The 20017-nt window shown below is 68.6% G+C and carries 24 protein-coding genes; 10 read left to right on the top strand and 14 right to left on the bottom strand.

The window, feature by feature from the left end; translation table 11 throughout:
• Window positions 1–188 precede the first annotated feature (188 nt).
• From GRS48_RS05640 to pyrB, 3 genes are all read right to left on the bottom strand, one after another.
• Window positions 189–1049, bottom strand: a complete 861-nt coding sequence (locus GRS48_RS05640) for a hypothetical protein (RefSeq protein WP_159484418.1) — start codon at window positions 1047–1049, stop codon at window positions 189–191.
• A gap of 281 nt (window positions 1050–1330) precedes the next feature.
• A complete protein-coding gene (pyrI, locus tag GRS48_RS05635; protein ID WP_159484416.1) occupies window positions 1331–1789 on the bottom strand; it encodes an aspartate carbamoyltransferase regulatory subunit in 459 nt (152 codons plus the stop codon).
• The gene (pyrB, locus tag GRS48_RS05630) at window positions 1786–2718 is read right to left on the bottom strand and encodes an aspartate carbamoyltransferase (RefSeq protein ID WP_159484414.1); all 933 of its coding nucleotides are present in this window, start codon (window positions 2716–2718) and stop codon (window positions 1786–1788) included. Before pyrB ends, pyrI begins: the two co-directional genes overlap by 4 nt.
• 249 nt (window positions 2719–2967) lie before the next feature.
• On the opposite strand from pyrB, the gene GRS48_RS05625 reads away from it, so the two are divergent.
• Both GRS48_RS05625 and GRS48_RS05620 read left to right on the top strand, forming a co-directional pair.
• Complete coding sequence (locus GRS48_RS05625; protein ID WP_159484412.1) at window positions 2968–3282, top strand: ASCH domain-containing protein; 315 nt, start codon at window positions 2968–2970, stop codon at window positions 3280–3282.
• 125 nt (window positions 3283–3407) lie between these two features.
• Window positions 3408–3788 carry a transcriptional regulator gene (locus GRS48_RS05620; protein ID WP_159484409.1) on the top strand — a complete coding sequence of 127 codons (381 nt, stop codon included), beginning with the start codon at window positions 3408–3410 and terminating at the stop codon, window positions 3786–3788.
• A 149-nt stretch (window positions 3789–3937) separates the two neighbouring features.
• On the opposite strand, the gene GRS48_RS15210 is transcribed toward GRS48_RS05620, so the two are convergent.
• Entirely contained in the window at window positions 3938–4252 is a 315-nt protein-coding gene (locus GRS48_RS15210; RefSeq protein ID WP_200840210.1) for a HalOD1 output domain-containing protein, read from the bottom strand.
• An 88-nt stretch (window positions 4253–4340) separates the two neighbouring features.
• Window positions 4341–5138 (bottom strand): TrmB family transcriptional regulator, encoded by a 798-nt coding sequence (locus GRS48_RS05610; RefSeq protein ID WP_159484407.1) that lies wholly within the window; start codon window positions 5136–5138, stop codon window positions 4341–4343.
• Window positions 5139–5495: 357 nt separating this feature from the next.
• Between GRS48_RS05610 and GRS48_RS05605 the strand changes: the two genes are divergently transcribed.
• A complete protein-coding gene (locus GRS48_RS05605; protein WP_159484405.1) occupies window positions 5496–6299 on the top strand; it encodes a TrmB family transcriptional regulator in 804 nt (267 codons plus the stop codon).
• Between the two features lie 27 nt (window positions 6300–6326).
• Here the strand turns inward: GRS48_RS05605 and GRS48_RS05600 are convergent, their stop codons facing one another.
• From GRS48_RS05600 to GRS48_RS05590, 3 genes are all read right to left on the bottom strand, one after another.
• A complete protein-coding gene (locus GRS48_RS05600; protein WP_159484403.1) occupies window positions 6327–6629 on the bottom strand; it encodes a HalOD1 output domain-containing protein in 303 nt (100 codons plus the stop codon).
• Between the two features lie 118 nt (window positions 6630–6747).
• On the bottom strand, window positions 6748–7578 hold the full coding sequence (locus GRS48_RS05595; protein WP_321168309.1) for a DUF2797 domain-containing protein: 831 nt from the start codon (window positions 7576–7578) through the stop codon (window positions 6748–6750).
• A gap of 25 nt (window positions 7579–7603) precedes the next feature.
• Complete coding sequence (locus GRS48_RS05590; RefSeq protein WP_235028007.1) at window positions 7604–8431, bottom strand: helix-turn-helix domain-containing protein; 828 nt, start codon at window positions 8429–8431, stop codon at window positions 7604–7606.
• Between the two features lie 42 nt (window positions 8432–8473).
• Between GRS48_RS05590 and GRS48_RS05585 the strand changes: the two genes are divergently transcribed.
• The gene (locus GRS48_RS05585; protein WP_159484401.1) at window positions 8474–9148 is read left to right on the top strand and encodes a hypothetical protein; all 675 of its coding nucleotides are present in this window, start codon (window positions 8474–8476) and stop codon (window positions 9146–9148) included.
• A 21-nt stretch (window positions 9149–9169) separates the two neighbouring features.
• Here GRS48_RS05585 and GRS48_RS05580 read toward each other — a convergent pair whose 3' ends face one another.
• The 3 genes from GRS48_RS05580 to menD all read right to left on the bottom strand — a co-directional run bounded on the left by GRS48_RS05580 (window position 9170) and on the right by menD (window position 12566).
• Window positions 9170–10120 (bottom strand): NAD-dependent epimerase/dehydratase family protein, encoded by a 951-nt coding sequence (locus GRS48_RS05580; RefSeq protein WP_159484399.1) that lies wholly within the window; start codon window positions 10118–10120, stop codon window positions 9170–9172.
• Between the two features lie 140 nt (window positions 10121–10260).
• Window positions 10261–10662: a hypothetical protein gene (locus GRS48_RS05575; protein WP_159484397.1), complete on the bottom strand. Its 402-nt coding sequence runs from the start codon at window positions 10660–10662 to the stop codon at window positions 10261–10263.
• Window positions 10659–12566 carry a 2-succinyl-5-enolpyruvyl-6-hydroxy-3-cyclohexene-1-carboxylic-acid synthase gene (gene menD, locus GRS48_RS05570; protein ID WP_159484395.1) on the bottom strand — a complete coding sequence of 636 codons (1908 nt, stop codon included), beginning with the start codon at window positions 12564–12566 and terminating at the stop codon, window positions 10659–10661. The genes GRS48_RS05575 and menD overlap by 4 nt, the downstream gene beginning before the upstream one ends.
• A gap of 115 nt (window positions 12567–12681) precedes the next feature.
• Between menD and GRS48_RS05565 the strand changes: the two genes are divergently transcribed.
• Complete coding sequence (locus GRS48_RS05565) at window positions 12682–13410, top strand: nucleotide exchange factor GrpE (RefSeq protein WP_159484393.1); 729 nt, start codon at window positions 12682–12684, stop codon at window positions 13408–13410.
• Between the two features lie 274 nt (window positions 13411–13684).
• A complete protein-coding gene (locus GRS48_RS05560; protein ID WP_159484391.1) occupies window positions 13685–14929 on the top strand; it encodes an RNA-guided endonuclease TnpB family protein in 1245 nt (414 codons plus the stop codon).
• A 77-nt stretch (window positions 14930–15006) separates the two neighbouring features.
• Here the strand turns inward: GRS48_RS05560 and surE are convergent, their stop codons facing one another.
• On the bottom strand, window positions 15007–15912 hold the full coding sequence (gene surE, locus GRS48_RS05555) for a 5'/3'-nucleotidase SurE (RefSeq protein ID WP_159484389.1): 906 nt from the start codon (window positions 15910–15912) through the stop codon (window positions 15007–15009).
• Between the two features lie 174 nt (window positions 15913–16086).
• Between surE and GRS48_RS05550 the strand changes: the two genes are divergently transcribed.
• The 4 genes from GRS48_RS05550 (at window position 16087) to GRS48_RS05535 (ending at window position 18385) form a co-directional block, all read left to right on the top strand.
• Window positions 16087–16419, top strand: a complete 333-nt coding sequence (locus GRS48_RS05550; protein ID WP_159484387.1) for a DUF5798 family protein — start codon at window positions 16087–16089, stop codon at window positions 16417–16419.
• Between the two features lie 134 nt (window positions 16420–16553).
• Window positions 16554–16928, top strand: a complete 375-nt coding sequence (locus GRS48_RS05545; RefSeq protein ID WP_159484385.1) for a helix-turn-helix domain-containing protein — start codon at window positions 16554–16556, stop codon at window positions 16926–16928.
• Window positions 16928–17209: a hypothetical protein gene (locus GRS48_RS05540; RefSeq protein WP_321168338.1), complete on the top strand. Its 282-nt coding sequence runs from the start codon at window positions 16928–16930 to the stop codon at window positions 17207–17209. Before GRS48_RS05545 ends, GRS48_RS05540 begins: the two co-directional genes overlap by 1 nt.
• Window positions 17210–17404: 195 nt before the next feature.
• On the top strand, window positions 17405–18385 hold the full coding sequence (locus GRS48_RS05535; RefSeq protein ID WP_159484383.1) for a PLP-dependent cysteine synthase family protein: 981 nt from the start codon (window positions 17405–17407) through the stop codon (window positions 18383–18385).
• 59 nt (window positions 18386–18444) lie between these two features.
• Here the strand turns inward: GRS48_RS05535 and GRS48_RS05530 are convergent, their stop codons facing one another.
• Both GRS48_RS05530 and GRS48_RS05525 read right to left on the bottom strand, forming a co-directional pair.
• Window positions 18445–18867 carry a CoA-binding protein gene (locus GRS48_RS05530; RefSeq protein ID WP_159484381.1) on the bottom strand — a complete coding sequence of 141 codons (423 nt, stop codon included), beginning with the start codon at window positions 18865–18867 and terminating at the stop codon, window positions 18445–18447.
• Window positions 18868–18954: 87 nt separating this feature from the next.
• A complete protein-coding gene (locus GRS48_RS05525; protein WP_159484379.1) occupies window positions 18955–19560 on the bottom strand; it encodes a recombinase RecA in 606 nt (201 codons plus the stop codon).
• Between the last annotated feature and the right edge of the window lie 457 nt (window positions 19561–20017).

The raw sequence follows: 20017 nt of genomic DNA, 5'->3' as shown, positions 1-20017 counted from the left end.
CTGATAAACCCTCGTTCTCGTCCGCCCTGCTCGTGCAGTGGTCGTTACGCGGTGGCTGTTGTGCGGCCGCCGTTTCGAGAGGTCGTCGATCCTCCGCGCGGGGGATCGACGATCGTTCGGGAGAACGCCGGTCATTCGGACACGAGCCGGTCACTCGAACGCCAGCCCGTCATTCGGACACGAGCCGGTTACTCGGGGCGGTGCTCGACGCCCTCGCGGGCGTCGGCCGCCTTCCGGCGGAGCGCGGCGGCCGCGTTGTTGGCGTCGTAGCCGAAGAGCACGTCCTTCGCGTACGTCTCGGCGACCTCGGTCGCGTGGATCAGGTCGTCGACCTCGACGTCGACCGCGTACAGTTCGATCGAGAACGGCGTCTCCGGCGGCGCGCCGTGGACGTCGTAGTCACCGCCGAGCCGCGAGCGGAAGCCGCGGGCGATGGATTCGAGCCAGTAGGTCGTCGCGTAGTGGAGGTCGTACACGGGAACGACGAACTCGTCGACGTGCGCCGCCAGCGCGTCGAGGTCGAGCCCCGCGCGCTCGTAGAGGTGGTCCGGATACGGGTCGGGGTACAGCGTGAGGAGGGTGCGGCCGGGGACCCGCGCTGCCGCCTCCGCGACGAAGTCGGTGATGACCGCGGCGCGCCAGTCGGCCCACTCCTCGTGGTCGCTCGCGGCGAACAGCCGCTCACAGCGGTCGCAGCGACAGAACCCCTCGCGCGGGAAGCCGACGTCGTCGAGCCGGACGTCGTCGCTCTCGGCGGCACAGTCGGAGACGATCTCGAGGAGCCCCTCGCGGTACTCCGGGTGCGTCGGGCAGACGTACGCCCAGTCGAAGTAGTCGCGGTCGCGCGTCGCGGGCTCGCCCCGCTCGTCGACGGGCACCAGCTCCGGGTTCTCGCTCGCGGCGGCGTTGTCGCCGAAACACGACACCATGTTCACGGCGTTCCCGAGCGGCGCGGCCGCCCGCCCGGTCACGTCCTTCACCTCGTAGCAGCCGAGGTCGAACGGGTCCATGTCGACCTCGTCGGCGTTCCGCGTGACGACCCCGTACATACCACCGTCTACGGGGATGGGGAGGTAAAAGGGCGGGCATCGGTGCCCGCGGTCGTGGGGGCGATCCGGCTACTCGGCCGTTCGCCCACTCGATCGTTCGACTACTCGACTTCGATCGGTTCCTTGTCCCCGGCGAAGAGGAAGTACGCGAGGACGACGAGCGACAGGGCGAGGACGAGCTTTACTTTCGTGCTCATACCCGATCATGGGTACGGGGGCGGCTAAAAACTACCGCCCGCGGACGGGTCCCGGAGCCGACCGGCGCGCCGACTCGGCCGCGCTCACACGCCGATGTGGTCGGCGAGGTGGTCGCGGATGATCGTCGAACAGTAGTCACACCGGACCCCGTCGGCGACCACCTCGAAGCTCGTCTCGACGGGCTCGTCGGCGTTCGTGATGCAGTTGCGGTTCGGACACGACAGCACGCCGGTCACCCGGTTCGGGCGGGTGACGCGGTTCTTCTCGACGACCTCGAAGTCGCGGATGATGTTGATCGTCGCCTCCGGCGCGATGAGCGAGAGCACGTCGACCTCCGACTGCGACAGCTCCCGCCCCTCGACCTTGACGACGTCCTTCCGGCCGAGCCGGTCGGACGGGACGTTCATTCCGATGGAGACGCCGAGCCCCTCGGAGCCGTCGATCCCGAGGATCGCGAGGACGTTCAGCGCCTGCCCGCCCTCGACGTGGTCGATGACGGTGCCGTTCCGGATCTTCGAGACGCGGAGCTCGTGTTCGCTCATCGGTCCACCTCCGTCCCCTCGTCGTCGCCGAGCAGGGTGTCGAGCAGAGCCATGCGGACCGGGACGCCGTTGTGTGCCTGTTCGAAGTAGCGCGCGTGATCGGTCGCGTCGACGTCGGCCGCGATCTCGTCGACGCGCGGCAGCGGGTGCATGACGGTGAGGTCCTCCTTGCCGTCCTCGAGGGTGTCGGCGTCGATCCGATATTCGCCGGCGACGCGGTGGTACTCGTTCTCGTCGGGGAACCGCTCCTTCTGGATCCGGGTGACGTACAGCACGTCGAGTTCGGGGAGCACTTCCTCGAGGTCGGTGTGTTCACGCACCTGCGCGCCCGTCTCGTGGAGGTCGAACCGGACCGAGCGCGGGAGCCGGAGCGACTCCGGGCTGATGAAGTGCTGTCTGACGTCGAAGTTCGTGAGCGCCGCCGCGAGCGAATGGACCGTCCGCCCGTACTTCAGGTCGCCCATGATCCCGATCGTGAGGTCGTCGAGCCCGTGGTCCTCGCGGATCGTGTGGAGGTCGAGGAGGGTCTGTGAGGGGTGTTGGCCTGCCCCGTCGCCCGCGTTGACGACGGGGACGTCGACGAACTCCGCGGCCAGCGTCGCCGCGCCCTCGCTGGGGTGTCGCAGGACGATGGCGTCCGCGTACCCCTCGATGACGCGGACGGTGTCCGCGAGCGACTCGCCCTTCTTCACCGACGACGACTCGACGCCGCCCATATCGATCGTGTCGGCTCCGATCCGCTTGGCGGCGGTGTCGAAGCTCATCTTCGTGCGCGTGCTCGGCTCGAAGAAACAGAGCGCGAGCACCGCCCCCGCGTGTCGGTCCATGTACGCCGCGGGGTCGGCGGCGACCTCGCGCGCCCGGTCGAGCACCGCCTCGATGTCATCCCGCGAGAGCTGTGTCGCGGTGATGAGGTGGTCCTGACGCATCGTCAGAGAGGGCGCGGGGAACACTCTTGAATCCCTCGGCTCACGCCCGCGTGACGGTGTGCAACCACGTGGATCGGCCGCGCCGCGCCGTTTCGAGATCCGCAATCGACCGTCGTCGACCGCTGAACGGAGACCGTCATCGACCGCTGAACGGAGACCGTCGCCGACGCGGTCGTGTTTATAAGTGACCGGCCACCGACTCCCCTCCCTCGACCCGACTCATAAGTGTCGCCGCCCCCAAGGGCGGGTATGTCCGAGTTCGACCCGGCGGACCTGCTGCCGAACGATCGCGTGAAACGGGCGGCCGTCGACGGCGACGTCACCCAGCTCCATCGAGGGAACCGCTACGGCGAGCCGGGCGACACGTTCGTCGTCGACGGCGTGACCTTCGAGCTGACCGAGGTGACCGAGCGGACCCTCGGCGACCTGACCGACGAGGACGCCCGCCGCGAGGGCTCGGCATCGCTCGAGGCGTATAAGGAGCGGATGGTCCGGGTCCACGGCGGGAACTTCGAGTGGGACGACGGGGCCGAGGTCGTGTGCCACCGGTTCGAGCCCGTCTGAACCCGGTTCGACATTTCGGAAGGATCAGGTCGCGCGTTTGGCTCCCGTTGTCATTCTATTAATCAAAAAAAAAATATTCCGTCAAAACCGTCCTCGTTTACCACCCTTGGGCCCCACCACCGTCCATGGGAGAACAGCTATCTTCGCCTTCAACGGACGGTCTCTTTGACGCGTTCTCGGACGTTCACCGTCGTCGAGTACTGGTGAACCTCCTGGATCACAACCCGCAAGCCGTCGACCAGCTGTCCGCATCCCCTCCGGGCGCTTCCGAAGCGACCACCGACTCACCCGGCGGCTCCCTGACCGGAGCGCTGGAAACCACCGACGTAGACGGAGGGGCCGTGCTCCTGCACCACGGACACCTTCCGAAGCTCGCTGACTACGGGCTCATCGAGTGGGATCGCGACGAGGACGAGGTGCATAAAGGGCCCAACTTCGACGATGTCCGGCCGCTGCTCGTGTTGTTGGAGGAGAACCGCGAGACCCTTCCCGACGACTGGCTGTGAGGGCACCCGATCGCTACCTCCTCTCGTATCGAGCCCTCCTCTCGTATCGAGCCCCGTCGACGGAGACGTGACGCGACGTTCCGAGCGGTCACAGCCCACGCACGAATAATGACTCAATTCCGGTCGGACTCGCTCTGGTCGGACTCCGGTCAGTCTCCGATCGGACGAACGGCGACGACGCCGTCTCCGTGAACCGTCACATCGCAGCCGACGTACGCGAACGAGACCACGACCTCCTTTTCAGCGGGGCCTGTGTCAGTCGATCCGATAAGCGTATCGACCGCGTCAGCGTCGACTACCTCGTAGAGCGGCTCCATCGCCGCCGGCTCGCGGTTCGACGCGATCGCGACCGTCTGGACGACCGCCGTGCTCGGCGACACTGCGGACCAGTCGAACTCCGCTCGGACGGTGCCGTCCCTCTCAGGCCCCGGTCCCTCATCGGTTGGCTGCTCCGACGGAGTCACGAACGACTCTCCTGGTGTAGGCGTTGGAACGGTTGGATGTATTGAATCATGTACACGCGGCGATTGGCACGTTGTCTCGTGTTCTCGGTCAGTTCGGCTCGGCCGCGTCGAGTCGCCAGGTGAAGATCGCCTTGAGGACCACGACCAGGCTGTTCGTCGCTCCCTCGCCCCAGATGGCGGTCTCCGATCTCGGATCGGTCGGACTCGCGTCCTCGCCGTTGACGAGCGCGCTGACGAGCGTTTTCCGCCCGTCGACCATCATGAGCCGGCCCGCCGGCGTGTCCGACCAGACCCACAGCGAGTCGAACGTTTCCGCCTCAGGGACGGCGTCCTCCACGCGATCCTGGACGTCCTCGGAGATCCCGCCGAGCCTGATCGAGACGTCACGGGCTGCGGCCTCGCTCAATCCGTCGAGCAGGTCCTCCGTGAGGAGGTCCTCGACGGTCATGTAGACGATCTCCTCCTCGGCGCTCTCGAAGAACTCCACGACTCGGGTGGTGATCGCCGCCTGTCCGCCGACCGTCCAGACGCCTCCTTGTTCCTCCTGGCGCTCGACGGGTTCGAGTTCGTTCAGTGCCGTCCGGAGGATGGCCGTCCGGTTCCGGAGCTCGTGTTCGAACGTGCGACTGGCGGTTTCCGCCGAAATGGCCCAAAACCGTTTGGGTGACGACTGCTGGACGTCGACGATCCCTCGTTCGTGGAGTTCGTCGATGGCGTCGTAGACGCGCGTCCGAGGCACCTCCGAGACCTCGCTCACGTCCTTCGCCGTGCCCGATCCGAGGCTCGCGAGCGCGACGAACGTCCGCGCGGCGTAGGCACTCAACCCGAACCGTTCGAGTTGCTCGATCGCTGCGTCCCGGGGCTCCGTGGTTGGATCGTCGCTCATCGAGATGGTCGTTTATATCGGTTGAAACCCGACCACGCCGAGTGGCCGGAGTGACACACAGTAGCAAAGTGGTTGGGACACGGTGCTGGACTGTGTGGCACTGTTGTCTTGAGCCCCTACTCTTGTAAATACTTTTGTGATTAACCGAGTAACAGATATTCCCCGGCCATTGAGGGACGCGATACGTCACTATCTGACGTTGTCACTGTGATAACTACAACCGGTTCGTTCAGTGCGCGTCACACGGACGGAATTCGGACCGACGGCGGATGATGTCATATTAAAAGTGACAACACCTATCCATCCTGGGAGACAACTATCAATGAGGTCCCGGTGTAGACCGGGAGGTTGGGACACATGGATACGACAGACAACCTGGAGGAGGCGATCGAAGTCCTCCAGCAACTCGGCTTGAAAGAATACGAGGCGCGCTGCTTCGTCGGTTTGGCTCGCCTCAGGACGGGTACCGCGAAACAACTCAGCGAGATGACCGAAGTTCCCCGGACGCGCGTGTACGATGCGGTCCGCGTGCTCGAGGCACAGGGGCTCGTCGAAGTGCAGCACTCGAGCCCACAGCGGTTCCGAGCGGTTCCGCTACAGGAGGCGACCGAAACGCTCCGCGGGCAGTACGAGGCCCGCGTCGAACGACTTCACGACGCCCTCGACTCGGTCGAGATCGTCGAGGAGGACGATGGGTCCGCCGTCCAGCAGGTGTGGGCGATAACCGGTCGGGACGCGATCGAAAACCGGACGGAGAAGCTCATAAAGGGGGCGTCCGACGAGGTCGTGTTAGTGCTCGGCGACGAGTCGCTGCTGACCGAGGACCTCGTCGACACCCTCAACGACGTCAGCAGCGGTATCGAGCTGATCGTCGGCGCGCTGACGCCGTCCCTCGAGGAACGGGTCCGATCGGCCGTTCCGGCCGCGACGACGTTCACCTCCGGGCTCGAGTGGTTACACGGCGAGGACACGGCGGAGGACGACACGGCGATCGGTCGACTGCTGCTGGTCGATCGATCGACGATCCTCGTGAGTTCGATCATGCCCGACTCCAAGGAGGAGCAGGCGATCTTCGGCGAAGGGTTCGGGAACGGTCTCGTCGTGATCTCCCGCCGGCTCATGGCGCAGGGGCTGTTGACCGCCAGTGACCCCGCGCAGTGAACTCACGGAGGCCACGCAACCCACTCATCAATGCGAGGGGGTACAACCGGGCTCCCGTTCGGTAACGGTTTCGAGGTCGGGCTCGAGCGGTTGGATGGTTAGGTACTCGCCGTTGTCGACGGTTATTCGACAGTTACAATACACGAACGTAAGCCGCCCGCCGGTTCGCGCCGCTCCGTTGGGTCGCGCGCCGAAGAGCGTGTCCAGCGCATCCGGGTGAAGAACGTGTGCGAGTGGTGGCATAGCGAGCGGTTCACGACCCACCACAGCGCTCACGGCACAGACGACCGCGGTACTCACCGACTCGCTCGGTCCGATCTCGTACTCCATACCTCCGGTTAGACGGCGCCGACAAAGCACGTATCGATTTTTACTCGAATAATAACAAACGACGACGGCGGACCGGTTCGCACCCTCGATCGAGTCACGCGGCCCACTCCCGGTGCGCTCAGCCGAACGCGCCCAGGCTCGACTGGAGCTCGCGGTCGGGCACCTCATCGACGATCTCGTACCCGACCAGGTCGCGCGCGTCGACGGCGTACGTCGAGCCGCCGCGGTCGAGCACCAACACGCGGCCCTTCCACCCCCGAACCGTCCCCGCCGCCATCGTCTCCGTGACGGGGCGGTCCGTGAGGTCGAGCCCGTACCCGAACGCGAACGTCTCGATCGGGTCGAACCGGTCGCGGAGGGCCTCCCACCCGGCCGCGTCGACGCGCCGGTGCAGCCCGGCGAGCTTCGTCGGGACGCGGACGCGGTCGACGAGGGCGTCGCCGCCGGCAGCCAGTTCGGCCTCCACCTCGCGGGCGACGCGCCCGTCGGGGAACGTCCGGACGTGGGCGGCCCGGTCGGCCCCCTGTTCGCGGAGCCGCGTCTCGAGCCGCCACTCGCGGGTCACGCCCACCTTGAACACGTCCGGGGCGAACGCCGCGAGGTACAGCGCGTGCGACTCGTGGCAGTCCATCTCGTCTTTCAGGCACGTCCCCGTACAGCGCGCACAGACCCAGACGCTCCCGTGGGCCTCACAGTACGGCGCGTCGGGCGCGTCGCAGGCGACGTGGCCCCCCTCGTGGACCGTCCCCGCACAGCGCCGCTCGCCGAGCCCGAACGCGAGCTCGGTCCCCGGGCTCGCGTCGACGTACTCGACGTCGCCGCCGGACGCGACGTAGAGGCCGCCCGCAAGGGGGTCGGCGTTCCCCCCGGCATCTCCACCGTCGTCGGCGTCGCCATGGCCGTCGCTTCCGTCGGTCGGCGTCCCGGCGTCGTACCCCACTACCTGCACGCCATCCTGTACGCGAACCGGCGACTTAGGGGTGCCGCCCGCCGTCGCCGGACCGCGGATCGGAGGCCCCGGTGAGGTAGCGCGTCAGCACGCGGCGCTCGCCCCGGCGGAGCGTCTCGCTGGCGCTCGACTTGTCGACGCCGAGCGTCTCCGCGAGCGCGGCGAGGCTGCATTCGCGCGGGACCTCGAAGTACCCCTCCCGGAGCCCCGCCTCCAGCGTCTCCCGCTGTCTGTCCGTGAGCAGCCCCTCGGTCTCGCGGACCCCGACGAGCGATCGGAGCTCGTAGTCGCGCCCGACCGCACCGAGCGCGGACCGGAGGCCGTCGAGCTCCTCTCGCGTCCCCGTGAAGTCCAGCTCGTACCAGCCGTCCCGGACGACGACCGGGAACTCCGGCGGGAACGTCGACTCCTCGAGGAACTCGTAGAGGTCGGTGTCCGTCGTTTCGTACTTCGCGAGCGTCCGGTCCGCCGTCGTCTCCAGCCGCCGGTGGGTGAGGACCGCGTCGTGGGTCGCCACCGCCCGGGAGACGACCAGCGGATCGTCGGCGACGATCTCGCCGAGCTCGACGGCCGTCTCACCGGTTCTGACGCCGGTCAGCAGCCGGAACGTCGCCCGGGGAAACGACCGGGACACCTCCGCGACCCAGGCGTCGGCCGGCAGGCGGATCCGTAGCGATGCCGCGATCATGGCCGCCGGTTCACGCCGCAACCCCTTCGCGTGATCGGTTCCCGTCGCCCCCATCGCCCCCGTCCCCTCGTCGCCCTCGACGCCACCACTGCCCTCGTCTTCGCCGCCAGCCCCCGTCGTCCCCGCCGAGCCCGCCGACCGGCGCGCTCCCGCTCGGCCCAACATGTTGGACCAACGGTTACCTCGGACCCGGTCGTCGGAGCGCACATGAACGGGATCGGAGTCGACACGGTGGTCGCGGACCCGCTGTTGGCGGTCCACGTCCTCGCCGGAGTGGTCGCGCTCGGTGCGGGCCTCGCGGCGATGGCGACGGCGAAGGGACGGCCGCGGCACAACGCCGCGGGACGGGCGTACGTGGCCTCGATGGCCGTCGTCGTCGTGACCGCACTCCCGCTGGCGATCCGCATCGACAGCGCGTTCCTGCTCGCGGTCGCCGTCTTCAGCGGCTACCTCGTCTTCGCCGGCTACCGGGAGGTCCGGCGACGGCGGGCACGGCTGACGGACCCGACGCCGGCCGACTGGGCCGGCCACGGGACGATGGTCGCCGTCGGCGCGGCGATGGTGGTCCTCGGCGTCCACGGCACCGTGACCGGCACGGTAGAGCTGGCCCCCGTTCTCGCCGTCTTCGGGGCCATCGGCGGCGGGGCGGCCGGCTTCACCCTGCGCCGGTTCCGGACGCCGCTCGCCGACCGCACCCCGTGGATCGAGCGCCACATCGGCTTCATGGGCGGGGCGTACATCGCGACCGTGACGGCGGCGGTCACGGTGAACCTCACCGCCGTGCCGCCGCTCGCCCGTTGGTTGGGGCCGACGCTCGTCGGCGTCCCGCTCATCGTCTACGCCACCCGTCGGTACCGACCGCGGTTCGCGCCGGCGGCGTGACCGCGCGAGGACCGGCGTCGACTACCCGTCCAGCCGTTCGGGCGCGAGGTCGGCGATCAGGTCCCGCGCGCCGCGGCGGACGGACTCGTGGCTCGACAGGGTCGGCTCCCAGCCGAGCGCGGCGAGCTTCTCGATCGACAGCCGCATCTTCGGCACGTCGCCGGTCCAGCCGCGGTCGCCGCCGGTGTACTCGTAGGTGGGGTCGACGCCGAGCTCCTCGCTCACGACGTCGGCGATCGTCGTCACCGACGTCGTCGTCCGGGTGCCGAGGTTGTACGTGTTCACGTCGCCGTCGGCGTGTTCGACGACGTGCCGGAGCGCGTCGACGCAGTCGGTCACGTGCATGTACGACTTCTCCTGGCGGCCGTCGCCGAGGACCGTCAGCTCGGTCGGGTCCGCGAGCAGCTTCTCGATGAAGTCCGGGACGACGTTGCCCCGCTGGTACGGCCCGACGATGTTCGCGAACCGGACGGTCCACACGGTGAAGCCGTACGAGTGGCCGAACGTCGACAGCAGGGCCTCGTCGGCGAGCTTCGCGGAGCCGTAGATCGAGATCGGCTCGAGCGGGGCGTAGTCCTCCGGTGTGGGGCGCGGGGCCTCGCCGTAGACGGCCGACGAGGACGTGAACGCGAGGTTCGTGACGCCGACCGCGCGCATCCGTTCGGCGACGTTGTACGTCATCGCCGTGTTCTCCTCGAACAGGGTCCGGTCGTCGTCGAAGTTGGTGTCGGTGTACGCGGCGAGGTGGAAGACGACGTCGAGGTCCGCGGTGACCGCCTCGGCGACGTCGTCGGGGTCGGTGAGGTCCGCGCGGACGAACTCGACGCCGTCGGGCACGCGGTCGCGCTCGCCCTTCGAGAGGTCGTCGACGACCCGGACGTGGGCCGCGTCGTCGACGAGGTCGGCCGCGAGGTGGCTGCCCACCAGCCCCGCGCCGCCCGTGATCAGCACGCGGGCTCCGGTCAGGTCCATGTCCCGGCGTGCGTGGTCCCTTGAAAAAGGGGTTGCGGTCGCCCGTGGTCGCTCGCCCCTGGGTGATCGTCCTCGATCGATCGCCCCCGGCCGATCCCCTCATCGTTTGAACGACCACCCGCCAGCCGAATCACCCCTCCTCACCCGAACAGCGGCCCGTCTTCGAGTCCGTCCCCGGCGAAGTGGACGCCGCCGCGGAGGTAGTCGATCCCCACGACAGCGAGGAACACCCCGCTCGTGACGAGCGCGACCGCGAACACGAGGTCGGTCGCCGCGGGGCCGAGCCGGAACGCGGTGACCCCGTTGACGATCACCATCCCCGCGACGCAGACGTCGCCCACCCCGACCAGCCGGATCGGGTCGAGCCCGAACGGCGACCCGCCGAGCCCGGCGACGACGAACGCCACGCCGCCCACGGCGAGCAGCGCACCCTGGAGGGCGAACGGCGGGTCCAGCCAGAACGCGCCGCCGAACGCCGCGGTCAGGACGCCGACGCCGCACAGCAGCGCCGTCCCCATCACGGCGAACCAGCGGCGCTTCACCGTCCCGGCTCCGCCGCGAGCGCCCCGCCGTGAACCGCGGTCTCGACGGCGTCTCGGAGGCGGTCGCGGGTCCGATGGCTCGACTCGGCGTCGACCCGGACCTCGAGCAGGCACGACCCGTCCGCCTCGCGGGCGGCCCGGTACGCCTCCGCGATCGCCGCTTGCGGGTCTTCAGCACCGGCTCCGCCCCGTGCGTCGATCGCGCGGTACGCCAGTCCGTGGAGCGCCGCCATCGGCTCGAAATCGAGCCCGTGGGGCGTTTTGAACTGCTCGGTGAACTCGGGCTCGTACGACTCGATCGGGAGCTCGTGGAAGATCCCGCCCCCGTCGTTGTTCACGACCACGAGGGTCGCCTCGACGTCACACCGGTCGATCGCGATCAGGCCGTTCGTGTCGTGGTACAGCGCGATGTCGCCGAGAACGACCGTGAGGTCGTCGGTCGTCGCCGACCCGGCCCCGAGGCCTGTCGAGACGATCCCGTCGATCCCCGAGACGCCGCGGTTACCGAGCGCGGTGACGTTCGCCGTCGACGGCGGGACGAACCGGTCCAGGTCGCGGACGGGCATCGAGTTGGAGACGAACAGCGTCGCGGGGTCCGGGAGCCCGTCGGCGACGGCGCGGAGGACGTCCCCCTCGTGGAAACCGGGCGCGTCGCCATCGTGGAAGTCGAGATCGTCGTCCTCGTGGAAACCCGGCGCGTCGCCCGCGGGCTCGCCGGCATGAACCGCCTCGGCGGCCCGGTCGGCGGCGGTCCACTGCTCGCGCCAGTCGGCGTCGCCCCCGCCGGCGACGAGCCGGGAGAGCCGCGCGCAGAGCCGGTTCGGTTCGGCCACGACGCTGTCGGTCGCGGCGAACTCCGCCTCGCGCCAGCGGCCGACGGGGTCGGCGACGTACTGGTCCGCGTCCGTCGCGGCGAGGTACTTCCGCAGCCGCTTCGACGTGGGCGACGCGCCCAGCCGGAGGACGACGTCGGGGTTGATCCAGTCGGAGCCGGCGGCCCCGGACCCGTCCTCGCCCGCTCGCGTAGCGCGGTCCGCGAGCGCCGCGGAGACGTACGCGTCGTACGCGCCGATCACGGGCGCGACGCGGGTGTGGCCCCCGTACCGGATTCCCGACAGCGGGTCCGCGAGCACCGGATAGCCGGTGGCGTGGGCCAGCGCGGTCACGGCCTCGGGGTCGAGTCCGGGGGGATCGGCCGGGCCGGCCACGATCAGCCCGCGGTCGGCGCGCAGGGCGTCCGCGAGCGCGCGGAGGTCGTCGTCGCCCGGCTCCGTCGTCCCTCGCGTCACGTCGACGTACGGGCCGTCGCGACCGCGCGCGGCCTCGGGGTCGAGGTCGGCCGGGACGTCGCCGGGAACCGGGGTCGGTTCGAGCGGCTTCTCGAACGGGACGTTGAGGTGGACGGGGCCGGGCGAGACGCCCTCCGCGGTGGCGACGGCGCGCGAGACGGTCGTTCGAACCGATCGGAGCGCGCGGTCGGTCGCCGCCGGCTCCGGGAGGTCCTTATAAAAGCGGACGGCGTCGCCGTACAGCTTCTCCTGGTCCGCGGTCTGGTTCGCGCCGGAGTCGCGAAGCTCCGGGGGGCGGTCGGCGGTGAGCGCGAGCAGAGGGACGCGCGCGTTGCTCGCCTCCATCACGGCGGGGTGGTAGTTGGCGGCGGCGGTGCCGGACGTACAGACGAGGGGGGTGACGCGGCCGGTCCGCCGCGCGCGGCCGAGCGCGAAGTAGGCGGCCGACCGCTCGTCGAGCCCCGAGAGGACCCGGAGGTCCCCGTGGCGCGCGGCGGCCATCGTCAGCGGCGTCGAGCGGCTCCCGGGCGAGACGACGACGCTGTCGACGCCGGCCGCGACGAGTTCGTCGACGATGGCGGTCGCCCACAGCGTGTTCCGGTTCGGCGCGGTCATCGCCCGGTGTTGGGGTGGTGGGTTTAAATACTCCCGCGGCTCGCGGCCGCCCACACGACGAGCGTCCCCATCGCGTTCTGCAACGCTTATGCACGCCCGCCGGCTTCGATCCGGTATGAACGACGACGACGCCGTCGAGGTCGAGTCGCCCGAGGGAACGGACGCCGACGCCGAGCCGACCGCGGCCGACCCGAACGGGGAAGCCGACGCCGAGTCGGTCGACGGCACCGGGACCGACGCGGTCGACGAGAGCGGTGGGGTCGACGGGGCCGGCGAGGGCAACGGGGCCGGCGAGAACGGGGCGAGCGACGGCGAATCGCTCGCCGAGCGCGTCGCCGACCACGACGCGGCGCTCGCGGAGGACGTCGCGGCGCTGGAGGCGGAGCTGGCGGCGGCCCGCGAGGAGGCCGCCTCCGCGAACGCGGAGGTCGAGGAGCTGACGAGCAAGGTCGCCCGCGTCCGCGCCGACTTCAAGAACTACAAGGAGCGCGCGAAGCGCAAGCAGGAGGAGATCCGCGAGCGCGCCTCCGAGGCGCTCGTCGAGCGGATCGCGCCGGTCCGGAACGACCTCCTGCGCGCGCTCGACCAGGACGAGGGCAGCGACGTCCGTCCCGGCGTGGAGTCGACGCTGGAGAAGTTCGACGCGGTCCTCGCGGAGGAGGGCGTCGACGCCATCGAGCCCGACCCGGGAGCCGAGATCGACCCGTCCCGCCACCAGGTGATGCTCCGCGTCGAGAGCGACCAACCCGAGGGGACGGTTCACGAGGTGTACGAGCCGGGCTACGAGATGGGCGACCGCGTCATCGCCGAGGCGCAGGTCACCGTCAGCCGGGACGAGGAGTAGGCCGAGCCGCGGGTCGTGGCGCGAGGTCCATCCCGCATCCACTCCGCCCCGCCACCCCGCCATCTACACCGCCCAGCCACCCACACCGCCCCGCTATCCACTTCGTCCCGCGTACGGCCTTCTCAGCATAATACAAGGTGGAGCCTCCGACCTCAAGGAGCGAGCGGAGTGAGCGAGTAGGTCGGAGAGGAAACCGACAAAGGACGACGCAACCGCACGACAGTAGCTACCCGACTCCCGAGATTATAAGTACCCTCTAGTAGTAATCTGAAATATGGAGGTGCGTCGAACTGCGCCGGTCAAACTCATTGTTCCCGATGAGCGGCGCGACGACCTCCACGAATCCGCGCGACAGTTCCTTCACTGTGCGAATCGTGCCGCTGAATTCTGTTGGGACGACGACTCCTACGCCAACTGCGTTACGGCAAACTCAACTGCGCGAGACGCACTCTACGCGGAGCTGCGGGAAGAAACTGAACTCACCGCGAACCTCGTCCAAGAAGCCATCCGACGCGCCGTCCAAGCGACGAAAGGCGTCGTTGAACGGTGGAAACAGGGGAAGCGTGTGAGCCAGCCGGAGTTCACGTCGTGGAGTATGCTCTATGACAAGCGGAGTGCGACGTTCTACCGGAACGAAGTCTCACTCTCAACCGTCAACGGGCGTGTTGAGTGTGAGTTTGAACTCCCGGCGGACAGCCCGACGCCCTACGAACAGTACGTTCTTTCGGAGGCGTACGAGTTCCGGGCGAGTACACTGCAATACGACAAGGCGACCGACGAGTTCTACTTCCACATTACAACCCGGAAGGACGATGACGACGAGTCCGAGGTTTCGGAAGATACCGGGCACCAAACAGTCCTCGGTATCGACCTCGGCGTCAACAGCCTTGCAGTATCTTCGACCGGCACGTTCTGGCAAGGTGACGACTACGATCATTGGTGCCGCGAGTTCGAGAAGCGGCGTGGTGAGATGCAACAGCGCGGCACGCAAGCCGCGCACAACGCACTCGTTCGCCTCGGAAAGCGCGAAGAAGCGTGGCGGAAACAGTACATCCATGTCGTCGCCAACGAGATCGTCACGGAAGCTGTCGAGAACGGATGCGACGTGATCGTGTTCGAGGACTTAACAGACATCCGTGAGCGGCTTCCACAGGCGAAGTGGCACCACGTCTGGGCATTCCGTCGCCTCTATGAGTACGTCGGGTACAAGGCCGCTGAACGAGGCGTTGCGGTGAAGCAGGTTGCGCCGAACCACACGTCCCAACGTTGTTCTCGGACGGACTGTGGGTTCACGCACGAATCAAACCGTGATGGTGAACACTTTGAGTGTCAGAAATGCGGTTACGAGGTCAATGCGGACTACAATGCAGCGAAGAATATCGGGGTGCGATACGCCCGGAAACAGGAACACAGCCTCCGTTCCTCGCCCAAGTCGGGGAGCGGAGACGCACCAGTAGACGTGCGTGTGAATGGTGGGATGTTGAGCGGCGAGAGTTACCAGCCTATTGCTGGCGACTAATTGCCGGGAGTCCACATCAAAGCCCCACCCTCAACGAGCGAACCGCGTATGCGGTGAGCGAAGTAGGGTGGGGTAGTTTACTCCACGTACGACGCCACCAACCCGTCGAGCGCTTCGTGAGGTTCCGCCGTGTGGAGGGCCGTGAGCGGCGAGACGGACACCTCCCCGTCGACGACCGCTCGCCGGTCGACGCCCACGTCGTCGGGGACCTCTTCGGACGTCATCCGGCCCCAGATCGGATCGGTGAACGTGACCCCGCCGTCGCCGTTCCGCTCGGCGTCCATCCCGTACCACGTCGACGGGACCGTGACCCGAAGCGGTGCGGGGGCGTCGCCTGCGCGGGCGCCGTCGGCGAGGTCCTCTCCGTTTGTCTTCCTCCCGTCCGCCCCCGTCCCGTCCGCCTCCGCCCCGTCCGCCTCCGCGTCGACGCCTCCATCGTTTCGGGCGTCCGTCGCCCTCGCGATCGGCGCGTTCAGGTTGAGGTAGTCGGCCGTCTCGAAGACGCCCGCGTCGACCGCGCCGTCGACGAGGTGGCGGGTCGCCCGCGTCGCGTGCGCGAAGGCCTCCGCGTCGAGTTCGGTCCGCCACCAGTCGCCGTCGCCCGGGACGTACATCGACGCCGCGATCGCCGGCACGTCGAAGAACGCGGCCTCGACGGCGGCCGAGACGGTGCCGGACCGACCCAACACGTACGCGCCGAGGTTCGCGCCCTTGTTACAGCCGGCGACGACGCAGTCGGCGTCGGGGACCAGCTCGCCGAGGCCGGCGACGACGCAGTCGGCGGGGGTGCCGTCGACGACGTAGCCGAGCTCGTGGCCGACGACGTCGACCCCGTGAGAGAGCGCGCGCCCGATCGAGGACTGGTCGTCCGCAGGCGCGACCACGGTGACCGCGTAGTCGTCGGCGAGCGCGTCGTACAGCGCGCGCAGTCCGACGGCGTCGATGCCGTCGTCGTTCGTCAACAGGATCCGCTCGACGCTCATACGGGGTCATCGAGCGGTCGGGCCAAAAGCGCACCGTCGGCGGCGACGTACTGCCGGATCCGCGACGTATTGGCGGACCCTGCGACGTACTGCCGGACCCCGAGACGCGCTGCCGGCGACGCGTCGTCGTCGACGAACGGAAACACACACGTAGCCGGGAGCCGATGTACGCCCATGGGATTCGGAGACACGGCGAAGCGCATCCAGACGCTTGCGGACAAGGCGGAACAGACCTACCAGAAGCTCAACGAACTCCGCGACGAGGTCCAGGAGACGCAGACGACGGTGAAAGACACCGCCGACCGCGTGGCCGGGCTCGAAAACGAGATGGCAGAGCAGCGCGCGGTGCTCGACGCCGTCGCCCGCGAGGTCGGCGTCGACCTCGACGCGGTGAGCACGGAGGCTCACATCGTGGAGGCGGAGGGGGACGAGGACGCGGCCGAGAGCGACGAGGGCACGGCGGACGGCGACGAGGACGACGCGGCGGCCGCCGACGCCGACGCGTAAGCGACTCGGCGAGAACGGTCACGGGGCCGACACAGTGAGGGCGGTCACGGGGCCAACGCGGTGAGGGCGGTCACGGAGTCGTGCCGAGAGCCCCGCTCGCCAAACGTTTTAAGCCCGCGACGCGGTCGCCAGGTATGGGCTACGACGCACGGGCGGGCGGATCGCCCGAGCCGGAACAGGTGTTCGCGGCGCTCGACGACCCCGCCTGCCGCGACATCGTCTCCGCGCTCGACGGGCCGATGACTGCAAAGCAGGTGTCGGAGGCGGCCGACGTGCCGCTGTCGACCGCGTACAAGAAGCTCGACCGGCTGGAGTCGGCGGCGATGCTGAACGAGCTGACGGAGATCGATACGGGCGGACACCACCGGTCGCGGTACGTCGTCGCGTTCGAGCGTCTCGTCGTGGAGCTCGACGACGGACGGTCGTTCCTCGTCGAAGTCGAAGACGGCGGCCGCGGGCCCGACTCCCAGCTCGTCGAGCTCTGGTCGCAGGTCCGGAGGGAGACGTGATCGACGTCGCCGGCGCGACGACGGTCGTCGCGTTCAAGACGCTGACGCTGGTGTTGGGCGGGCTGATCACGTACTTCGCGTATCGGGCGTACCGCCGGACCCGTGCGCGGCCGATCGCCGCGCTCGCGATCGGGTTCGGCTGCGTGACCCTCGGCGCGCTGTTGGCGGGCGCGGCCCACCAGGCGTTCGGGCTCGACACCGACTCCGTGCTCGTGATCGAGAGCGCGCTGACGACGGTCGGGTTCGCGATCGTCCTCTACTCGCTGTACGCCGACTGGTAGCGGACGCGACGGATACCGATCCCGACGCGCATCGATCCCGACGCGTATCGATCCCGACGCGTATCGATCCCGACGCGTATCGATCCCGACGCGCATCGATCGGACGCATACCGATCGCGACACGAGCCGCCGGGGATCCCGGAGGTCGTCGCCCCGATGGAAAAGCACTAAACGGCCGGTAACTTTTGCCCGTACATGACGACCCATCGCGAGCCCCTCGACTCCGTCCTGGAGACGATCGGGGAGACGCCGCTCGTCCGGGTTCACGACTCGCCGGACGCGGTGCCGGTGTACGCGAAGCTGGAGTCGTTCAACCCGGGCGCGAGCATCAAGGACCGCATCGGGAAGCACATGCTCGAGCGGATGCTCGACCGCGGCGACCTCGACCCGGGCGGAACGGTGATCGAGCCGACCGCCGGCAACACCGGGATCGGGCTCGCCGTCGCGGCCGGCCAGCTCGGGCTGGAGGCCGTCTTCGTCGTGCCGGAGCGGTTCTCCCTCGAGAAACAACAGCTCATGCGCGCGCTCGGCGCGGACGTGATCAACACCCCGACGGACGAGGGGATGGGGTACGCCATCGAGCGCGCTCACGAGCTGGCGGCGGAGCTCGACAACGCCGCGGTCCCCCAACAGTTCTCGAACCCCCTCAACGCCGAGGCGCACTACGAGACGACGGCCCCCGAGGTCGACGAGGCGCTCGACGGCGCGGTCGGCGCCGTCGTCGCCGGCTGTGGCACCGCCGGGACGCTGATGGGGATGGCGCGGTACTTCCGCGAGCGCGACCCGAACACCCACGTCGTCGCCGTCGAACCCGCCGGCTCCGCGTACCGCGAGTTCCTCGGCGAGGAGGTCGCCCACGAGCCGTACAAGACCGAGGGGATCGGCACGCACGACATCGACACCAACGCGCTGTTCGACCCCGACCTCGTCGACGACATCCGTGCCGTCCCGGACCGGGAGGCCCACGCGGAGATGGGCCGGCTGGCCGCGGAGGAGGGACAGCTCGTGGCCTCGTCCGCCGCCGCGAACAGCCTCGTGGCGACGGCCGTCGCCCACGGGATCGACGAGGGGCGGATCGACGCCCCCTACGACTGCGTCGTCACGGTGTTCCCCGACTCCTCCGAGCGATACCTCTCGAAGGGCGTCTATCGATCCTTCGAGGAGTGGGAAGGGTAGCGCCGCGGCGCTCCCGCCCCGTCAGGCTTCGCCGGACGACCCGCGCCACCGATCGGCGATCACCCCAGCAGCCGCCGGTGTTCGACCTTGAGACACCGGTCCTGCACGACGGTGATCCCGGCGGCCTCGGCTTCCGCCGCGGCGGCATCGTGGCTGATCCCGAGCTGGAGCCACGCCGCGTCGGCGTCGCCGCGGGCCTCGTTACGGTCACGGACCGCCGCGAGGACGTCCGGCACCTCCTCGCTGGGGCGAAACACGTCGACGAGATCGATCCGCTCGTCGACGTCGGCGAGCGAGTCGTACGCCGGCTCGTCGAGCACCTCGTCCGCGAATGGGTTCACCGGGACCACGCGGTACCCCTGTCGCTGGAGGTACGCCGGCACGTCGTGGGCGGGCTTCCCGAGAGTCGTCGAACAGCCGATCACGGCGATCGTCTCGGCGTCGAGCAGCGCGCGTAATCCGTCGTCGTCGGTGACTGGCATACCGGATCGTTCGCGGGCGAAGGTCCTAAAAGCTCCCTCGACACGCTCGCGTTCGGGGGCGGTCAACTCGCGTCAGAACCGGCCCGTTCAGGCGAGCCGGACGTCGGGCTCGTCGTCCTCGGAGAAGGTGATGATCCCGTCGAACAGCTGTTTGAGCGTGTTCATCGTCTGGTCGTCGTGGGCCGTCGAGTCGATACAGAACAGCCCGAGACCGTCGACGCTCTGGACCCGACCGGTGAACACGTGGAGGAACCGGAAGACGGTCTGCAGGTCGGAATACATGAGCAGGGTCGACAGCGAGTGGACCATGATCCGGTTGCGTTCGATCCCCCGGTCACGGTAGAACGCCTGGAGGAACTCGGAGAGCTTGATCCCGATCCCCGTCATGTCGACCGGCGACGACGTGTACTTGATCCGGTCGTCGTCGCGCACGTCGCCCACGCCCTGCTGTCGCGTGACGCAATCGACGACCGCGACGGGTTTCCCCTCGTACGGGACGCGCTTCGCGTAGTCTCTCAGGACGCGGTCGGCACCGTCCTTCGTGGTGACGATGATGGTGCCGTCGCCGGCGGTGGTCCCGTCGGCGAGGAGATCCATCGCGAGCCGCCGCTTGCCGGTCATCGGGGGACCGGAGAAGAGCAGGTTCGTTCCCGGCTCGACGTCGGCGTCGAGGTGGGGGGCGAGGTCATACATATGTGTGCCTCGATGGGGAGACGACCGCCTGCGGCCACGCGAGCGACGGGGATGGCGTCCAACCGGGAGACATCGACTGTGAGGAAGATATCCGCTCCGGATAATATTTGTTTTGATCACCGCGTCAGACGATCGACGGTCGGATCCGGGAGATATCGATGCTTTGACCGGTCCCTCCCCGGCGGATCGCTTCGGCGACGGTCCGGGCCGGTGCGCGTTCCCGAACGGACGTGTCGGATCGTTGGTCGTCGACGCCGACGCGATCGGCGGCGGTCGTCGGTCGAGAGTCGCCGATCGGCGGGCGACGATCGGCGATCGACGATCGATCGTAGGCATCCGCGTCGGTCGATTCGGATCGCGGGACTTAAACCGACCAACGAGGTAACTGGAAGTACGGGCGCTTAGCTCAGTCTGGATAGAGTGCTTGGCTTCGGACCAAGTTGCCGGGGGTTCAAAT

It is taken from the genome of Halorubrum sp. JWXQ-INN 858 (assembly GCF_009806985.1).
Taxonomy (GTDB): Archaea; Halobacteriota; Halobacteria; order Halobacteriales; family Haloferacaceae; genus Halorubrum.
Note: the sequence above shows the minus strand (reverse complement) of the source record. Positions and strands in the feature narration are given on the sequence as shown.

Coding starts and splice junctions, on each gene's coding strand:
- GRS48_RS05640 (WP_159484418.1), bottom strand. CDS start 1,049: ATGTACGGGGTCGTCACGCGGAACGCCGACGAGGTCGACATGGACCCG.
- pyrI (WP_159484416.1), bottom strand. CDS start 1,789: ATGAGCGAACACGAGCTCCGCGTCTCGAAGATCCGGAACGGCACCGTC.
- pyrB (WP_159484414.1), bottom strand. CDS start 2,718: ATGCGTCAGGACCACCTCATCACCGCGACACAGCTCTCGCGGGATGAC.
- GRS48_RS05625 (WP_159484412.1), top strand. CDS start 2,968: ATGTCCGAGTTCGACCCGGCGGACCTGCTGCCGAACGATCGCGTGAAA.
- GRS48_RS05620 (WP_159484409.1), top strand. CDS start 3,408: ATGGGAGAACAGCTATCTTCGCCTTCAACGGACGGTCTCTTTGACGCG.
- GRS48_RS05610 (WP_159484407.1), bottom strand. CDS start 5,138: ATGAGCGACGATCCAACCACGGAGCCCCGGGACGCAGCGATCGAGCAA.
- GRS48_RS05605 (WP_159484405.1), top strand. CDS start 5,496: ATGGATACGACAGACAACCTGGAGGAGGCGATCGAAGTCCTCCAGCAA.
- GRS48_RS05600 (WP_159484403.1), bottom strand. CDS start 6,629: ATGGAGTACGAGATCGGACCGAGCGAGTCGGTGAGTACCGCGGTCGTC.
- GRS48_RS05590 (WP_235028007.1), bottom strand. CDS start 8,431: ATGTTGGGCCGAGCGGGAGCGCGCCGGTCGGCGGGCTCGGCGGGGACG.
- GRS48_RS05585 (WP_159484401.1), top strand. CDS start 8,474: ATGAACGGGATCGGAGTCGACACGGTGGTCGCGGACCCGCTGTTGGCG.
- GRS48_RS05580 (WP_159484399.1), bottom strand. CDS start 10,120: ATGGACCTGACCGGAGCCCGCGTGCTGATCACGGGCGGCGCGGGGCTG.
- menD (WP_159484395.1), bottom strand. CDS start 12,566: ATGACCGCGCCGAACCGGAACACGCTGTGGGCGACCGCCATCGTCGAC.
- GRS48_RS05565 (WP_159484393.1), top strand. CDS start 12,682: ATGAACGACGACGACGCCGTCGAGGTCGAGTCGCCCGAGGGAACGGAC.
- GRS48_RS05560 (WP_159484391.1), top strand. CDS start 13,685: ATGGAGGTGCGTCGAACTGCGCCGGTCAAACTCATTGTTCCCGATGAG.
- surE (WP_159484389.1), bottom strand. CDS start 15,912: ATGAGCGTCGAGCGGATCCTGTTGACGAACGACGACGGCATCGACGCC.
- GRS48_RS05550 (WP_159484387.1), top strand. CDS start 16,087: ATGGGATTCGGAGACACGGCGAAGCGCATCCAGACGCTTGCGGACAAG.
- GRS48_RS05545 (WP_159484385.1), top strand. CDS start 16,554: ATGGGCTACGACGCACGGGCGGGCGGATCGCCCGAGCCGGAACAGGTG.
- GRS48_RS05535 (WP_159484383.1), top strand. CDS start 17,405: ATGACGACCCATCGCGAGCCCCTCGACTCCGTCCTGGAGACGATCGGG.
- GRS48_RS05530 (WP_159484381.1), bottom strand. CDS start 18,867: ATGCCAGTCACCGACGACGACGGATTACGCGCGCTGCTCGACGCCGAG.
- GRS48_RS05525 (WP_159484379.1), bottom strand. CDS start 19,560: ATGTATGACCTCGCCCCCCACCTCGACGCCGACGTCGAGCCGGGAACG.